The sequence below is a fragment of the Mesorhizobium waimense genome (genome assembly GCF_003601975.1).
GTDB classification, from domain to species: Bacteria; Pseudomonadota; Alphaproteobacteria; order Rhizobiales; family Rhizobiaceae; genus Mesorhizobium; species Mesorhizobium waimense.
In genome coordinates this window covers 1-3,542 of the sequence record NZ_QZWZ01000116.1, presented here as the reverse complement: position 1 = coordinate 3,542, position 3,542 = coordinate 1, and the positions used below count along the sequence as shown (strand labels likewise).

Annotated in this window: 5 protein-coding genes and 1 pseudogene; 2 read left to right on the top strand and 4 right to left on the bottom strand. The window is 59.8% G+C overall.

All coding sequences use genetic code 11. The annotated features are described in order from the left end of the window. Window positions 1–122 precede the first annotated feature (122 nt). The 4 genes from D3227_RS39795 to D3227_RS39785 all read right to left on the bottom strand — a co-directional run bounded on the left by D3227_RS39795 (window position 123) and on the right by D3227_RS39785 (window position 3,077). Window positions 123–932: a competence protein CoiA gene (locus D3227_RS39795; protein WP_245452160.1), complete on the bottom strand. Its 810-nt coding sequence runs from the start codon at window positions 930–932 to the stop codon at window positions 123–125. A 290-nt stretch (window positions 933–1,222) separates the two neighbouring features. Further along, complete coding sequence (locus D3227_RS42110) at window positions 1,223–1,633, bottom strand: hypothetical protein (protein WP_167481071.1); 411 nt, start codon at window positions 1,631–1,633, stop codon at window positions 1,223–1,225. Further along, window positions 1,630–2,628 (bottom strand): hypothetical protein, encoded by a 999-nt coding sequence (locus D3227_RS39790; protein ID WP_245452159.1) that lies wholly within the window; start codon window positions 2,626–2,628, stop codon window positions 1,630–1,632. The genes D3227_RS42110 and D3227_RS39790 overlap by 4 nt, the downstream gene beginning before the upstream one ends. Then, on the bottom strand, window positions 2,628–3,077 hold the full coding sequence (locus tag D3227_RS39785; protein ID WP_120019406.1) for a DUF3846 domain-containing protein: 450 nt from the start codon (window positions 3,075–3,077) through the stop codon (window positions 2,628–2,630). Before D3227_RS39785 ends, D3227_RS39790 begins: the two co-directional genes overlap by 1 nt. A gap of 97 nt (window positions 3,078–3,174) precedes the next feature. On the opposite strand from D3227_RS39785, the gene D3227_RS44710 reads away from it, so the two are divergent. Together D3227_RS44710 and D3227_RS39775 are read left to right on the top strand one after the other, a co-directional pair. After that, window positions 3,175–3,354 (top strand): IS630 transposase-related protein, encoded by a 180-nt coding sequence (locus D3227_RS44710; RefSeq protein WP_120019405.1) that lies wholly within the window; start codon window positions 3,175–3,177, stop codon window positions 3,352–3,354. Beyond that, window positions 3,341–3,542: pseudogene (locus D3227_RS39775) on the top strand (IS66 family transposase); the annotation flags it as partial. The gene D3227_RS44710 and the pseudogene D3227_RS39775, both read left to right, overlap by 14 nt.

Genomic DNA, 3,542 nt, shown 5'->3' with positions numbered 1-3,542 from the left:
GGAGGGGGCCGTCGGGGGCTCCCCTCGCACCGTTCCTGGCCCGTTCGATACGGGCCTGGAGCGGGGAAGTGTCTCAGTTTGAATCTTGGCTACGGTGCCACTCGCGATGGGTCAGCCGCCGCCTAGAATCTCGATTGGCGACGCCGGCGGAACCATTTCCGGCGCGGAGGGTGTGCATAGGCCCAACGCCGCGCGTTTAGTTCGGCAACCGCCCTCTCGCGCCTCAAGTCGGCCGCGATCATTTCCATTACTGTTTGACTAGGAATGATCTGTGCTCGCTTCCGAGCCGCATCCAAGAACGTACTCCGCGAAACAGCCAAGACTGCGGCGTGCCCCTCGGCACGCCCCGGCAACAAGCACCAGAGTATGTCGCGATTTTGCTCCGACACTTCGTTTGCTGTTCCGAAACATTCGAAATCAAAGAAGACCGGCACAGCGCAGTCAAGCCACGCAGAAGGAAAGCCTTCCTTTGGCCAGAACACAACGAAAAGGCCCTTCATCAAGGTGGGCCTGAAAGTGGTTCGAGCTGCGAGAAACCGGGATCGATCTCTCTTCAGCCTCGTTCCGTCCACGACCCAGACCATATTCCGATGGAACGCCTCGCGTGCAGACATCTCTCGCGCAGGCAGGTGTGAGTGTTGGAACTCGATAACCAAGCCATTTTCGGTCATCACATCCGCAATATGCTTCTCACCTGCCTCGTCGCGCCGGATCACTTCCTGCCATCCCGAGGGAAATTGGTCCTTCCATGCGCGATGCCACGGGGTTTCCGGCTCCCACCACGGATCGCAGTTCCTGTTACCACGATGCGCCCAATGCCAGACTCTTTGCGTCCCGCACTTTGCAATCATCGGCTGCGAGCAGCCCGGGCAGCTACCGATCAATCCAGGCGAGGTTTCACACCGCACGTCGTTCACCAATGCAAACCGCATGATCTTCTCCATAAGCGTTCAGGACCGCACACACCATCGCAGGCGGCAGCCAGGTTCTTGTTTGGGAAGTTATGTCGGCAGCGCGGCCAGCCTGGGCTGGTGCTGTTTCTTCTTATCTTCGGCGTGAGGGTGCAAACCGTCGTCGGTTATCATGCGGCTGACGAAGATGCCCGGCGCCGCTTATTCTCAAAGCACGAAGCAAAAAGTATCTGACCCGCTGGTTCAGTCAAGTTTGAAGATCATCGCAACCGGGCAGCTTCGCGCCATTAGCCATCCTTGCCTAACTTATCTCAGGCAAGAAGGTTCGCAACGGCGGATCGTAACCGATGGTCCCTTGCGCATCCGTTGCAGTCCAGTTTGTGATCTCCACAGTGTATCGGCTCATTGCCGTTCCTCTCGGTGATTTCGATGATGACAACCGGCCGCGCCGGCAATGGGCGCGGCCGCTGCGCTATTTGAAAAGCGGCATTATCCGCTCGTTTGTGAAGGGCGACGCGGTTGGTCTGGAACGAGTAGCCGTCCCAATCCTTCCATGCCGCCCAGCCTTGCGCGGTCGCGCGTCCGTACCAGACGCGCACTTTCACCGCGTTTCCGGCCAGCGTCTCGACAATCGAGACGGTAAAGCTTCCGCCAAGGTGCGACGGCGTATCATATACGGTGACATGGCGGCGGGCAGGACGCCCGAAGGGGGCCGCACTCATGCGGCACCTTCAGCGCTGATCGCCTTCATCACCCGTTCGGCCGCCCATCTACCCGCCTCGTTCAAGTGCCGCTGCCACGCGCCTTGCGACGGCGACCAGCGGAAGCCATTGGCCTTGAGCGCCCGCCGCGTCGCCTCGTCGGGTTTGCCGGGAAAGATCAACTGAATGCGCGCAATATCGGCATTTTCCTTGATCTCGACGGCTCCGGCCTGTGTTTCGATCTCTTGGCTTTGCGTTCCGCGCTCATGCATCCGGGCCAGAGATTTCAGACGCCATTGCAGGCGGCGGATTTCTGCACGGTTGCCGGCCGTGTCGAATCCGCGTTTCCATTGCCAGTCGGCCAGCACGACGCCGCGTGCCGCCACTTCTGCCGAAAGCCCGGTCCGGGCGACGATCGCGGCAATCATGGCCGCGTCGTCGGCGCCGTCTTTCTCCATGCGCCGGATAATCGAGTTCGCGGCCTTCATCTTGTCGATCGACAAGGCCAGGTCCTCGACCTTCGCCATGATCCGTTGCAAAGCTGATGGATCGCCCGAGCGGATCGGCTCGTCATCTGCGCCGTGGGGAAAGGCTTTCCGCTTCACAGCTTTTCGGGCCGATGCCGAATGTGCGGCAAGATGGGCGCGGCGGGCATCGGAAATCTTCATCCGCTTTTCGTTGCGGGCAACGGGAAAGCGCGCCGGTCCGGTGATAAACCAGTTCATGCAGCGGGCTTCCGCCGCCCAATAGCGCCGCGTCAACTCGACGTGGCGGCGGGTGAAAGCCTCGATCTCGGGTTCCGGGTTCGGGACGCTCGCCCTCTCCCACAGTTTCGTGACGTAGCCGGCAAACTCGTTTAGTCGGTGGGCCAGCTCGTCAAGCTCTGCGTTCGCGCGCCGGTCTGGAAAGTGGGTGAGGGCATGGAACTGGTGTTCGATGTCCTTCGCCGCAATGTTTGCGGCGAATGTTCCTGTCACGATGACGAGGCTTCGGTTTTCCACGATGGCGATTTTCATCATGCCTCTCCTTCGACAAAGGTCGGGGCACGGCGGTCAATCCTGACCTGCAAGCCCATCAATGCGCCGGAGATGATCAGCCCTCCCGCCGTCATCTCGTCGTGGGTCGCAAACACCGGGTCCAGTACCGGACGGCAGCACTTGAAATGCGCCGAAGCGTCTTCAAGGCTTATCAGGGGAGAGTGGTAGGGTTCGCTTCCGTCACCGCCGACGAGAACGAGTTTGCCGGCCAGCGGCTGCGGGTATCCTTCAAAGATGGTGAAGGCCGTCAAGCTGTCGCGCAACCCTTCCTCGTCAACGAATAGGGAATGCCGTTCATCGAAGCGCACGACCTCGATCAAGCGGCACCCGATCAGGTCATAGATCGGTTTGAAGCTGATTCCGGCCGGAAGCTCGACAGCCCGAAAGATCGTGGTTTCGGGGTCCAGAAGGTAAGCAGTCTGTTTCATGGTCTAGAGCGGTTTTCCCTTAATCGGAGTCGTTTGTTTGCAGTGAACGGCTTGTTCTGATTCCCTGATCGAAGTGATTTGCGGAAGGAGCAGCGGCATGGCACGAGCTTACAGCTTGGATTTGCGGACGCGTGTTATCGAGGCGATAGAGGCAGGCCTGTCGACCCGAGAAGCGGCACGGCGGTTTGCGATCGGGATATCGACGTCTGGTGGTAATTACTCACGCCCTTGTCAGGGGCAAGAATCCCTGAATCTATGGGGATATGGATCGCACTGATTTGCAGCGTCTGACGAAGGAAGAGTTGATCGATCTGGTGCTGCGGATGCAGCGACCGGACAAGACATCGCGCACGTCGTCCAAGCCACCTTCGAGCGATCGCAAGGCGCGTCGGGACAGGGCAAAGCCTGGCGGCGCTAAGGCGGGTCATAAAGGTCACAGCCGCGCCATGAGTGAGGATGCCGATC

Excerpts from the sequence above, each read along its gene's own strand:
- D3227_RS39790 (WP_245452159.1), bottom strand. The coding sequence starts at position 2,628 with ATGAAAATCGCCATCGTGGAAAACCGAAGCCTCGTCATCGTGACAGGA.
- D3227_RS42110 (WP_167481071.1), bottom strand. The coding sequence starts at position 1,633 with ATGAGTGCGGCCCCCTTCGGGCGTCCTGCCCGCCGCCATGTCACCGTA.
- D3227_RS44710 (WP_120019405.1), top strand. The coding sequence starts at position 3,175 with ATGGCACGAGCTTACAGCTTGGATTTGCGGACGCGTGTTATCGAGGCG.
- D3227_RS39795 (WP_245452160.1), bottom strand. The coding sequence starts at position 932 with ATGCGGTTTGCATTGGTGAACGACGTGCGGTGTGAAACCTCGCCTGGA.
- D3227_RS39785 (WP_120019406.1), bottom strand. The coding sequence starts at position 3,077 with ATGAAACAGACTGCTTACCTTCTGGACCCCGAAACCACGATCTTTCGG.